Below are 1192 nucleotides of genomic sequence, written 5' to 3'. Positions count from 1 at the left end.
ATGGCCAAGGAAAAGTTTTCGCGGACGAAGCCGCACTGCAACATCGGCACCATCGGTCACGTTGACCATGGCAAGACCTCTCTGACCGCGGCGATCACGAAGGTGCTGGCCGAGACGGGCGGTGCGACGTTCACGGCGTACGACCAGATCGACAAGGCGCCGGAGGAGAAGGCGCGCGGGATCACGATCTCGACGGCGCACGTGGAGTACGAGACCCAGAACCGTCACTACGCGCACGTCGACTGCCCCGGTCACGCCGACTACGTGAAGAACATGATCACCGGCGCGGCGCAGATGGACGGCGCGATCCTGGTGGTGTCGGCGGCGGACGGCCCGATGCCGCAGACCCGCGAGCACATCCTCCTGGCGCGCCAGGTCGGCGTTCCGGCGCTGGTGGTGTTCATGAACAAGGTCGACATGGTCGACGATCCGGAGCTTCTGGATCTGGTCGAGCTCGAGGTGCGCGAGCTTCTGTCGAAGTACGACTTCCCGGGCGACGACATCCCGATCACCAAGGGCTCGGCGCTGTGCGCGCTGGAGAACCGGGAGCCGAAGATCGGCCACGAGGCGATCCTCGAGCTGATGAAGACGGTGGACGCCTACATCCCGCAGCCGGAGCGTCCGATCGACCTTCCGTTCCTGATGCCGATCGAGGACGTGTTCTCGATTTCGGGCCGCGGCACGGTGGTGACGGGCCGCGTCGAGCGCGGGATCATCAAGGTGGGCGAGTCGGTGGAGATCGTCGGCATCCGCCCGACGACGACGACGACGGTGACCGGCGTGGAGATGTTCCGCAAGCTGCTCGACCAGGGCCAGGCGGGCGACAACGTCGGCGTGCTGCTGCGCGGCACGAAGCGCGAGGACGTGGAGCGCGGCCAGGTGGTGTGCAAGCCGGGTTCGGTGAAGCCGCACACGAAGTTCAAGGCCGAGGCGTACATCCTGACGAAGGAGGAGGGCGGCCGGCACACGCCGTTCTTCACGAACTACCGTCCGCAGTTCTACTTCCGGACGACGGACGTGACGGGGGTGTGCCAGCTGCCCGAGGGCACCGAGATGGTGATGCCGGGCGACAACGTGACGATGGACGTGACGCTGATCGTGCCGGTCGCGATGGAGGAGAAGCTGCGCTTCGCCATCCGCGAGGGCGGCCGCACCGTCGGCGCCGGCGTCGTCGCCTCCATCACCGAGTAAG

Annotated in this window: 1 protein-coding gene; it reads left to right on the top strand. The window is 66.6% G+C overall.

From position 1 onward, the window contains the following. The gene (gene tuf / locus VQ03_RS29380) at nt 1-1191 is read left to right on the top strand and encodes an elongation factor Tu (RefSeq protein WP_048454472.1); all 1191 of its coding nucleotides are present in this window, start codon (nt 1-3) and stop codon (nt 1189-1191) included. The last annotated feature ends 1 nt before the right edge of the window (nt 1192 follow it).

Origin of the sequence: Methylobacterium tarhaniae (assembly GCF_001043955.1) — a bacterium.
Lineage (GTDB): Bacteria > Pseudomonadota > Alphaproteobacteria > Rhizobiales > Beijerinckiaceae > Methylobacterium > Methylobacterium tarhaniae.
Note: the sequence above shows the minus strand (reverse complement) of the source record. Positions and strands in the feature narration are given on the sequence as shown.

What these genes read in the sequence shown, in the direction of transcription:
- tuf (WP_048454472.1), top strand. Translation starts at nt 1, where the DNA reads ATGGCCAAGGAAAAGTTTTCGCGGACGAAGCCGCACTGCAACATCGGC.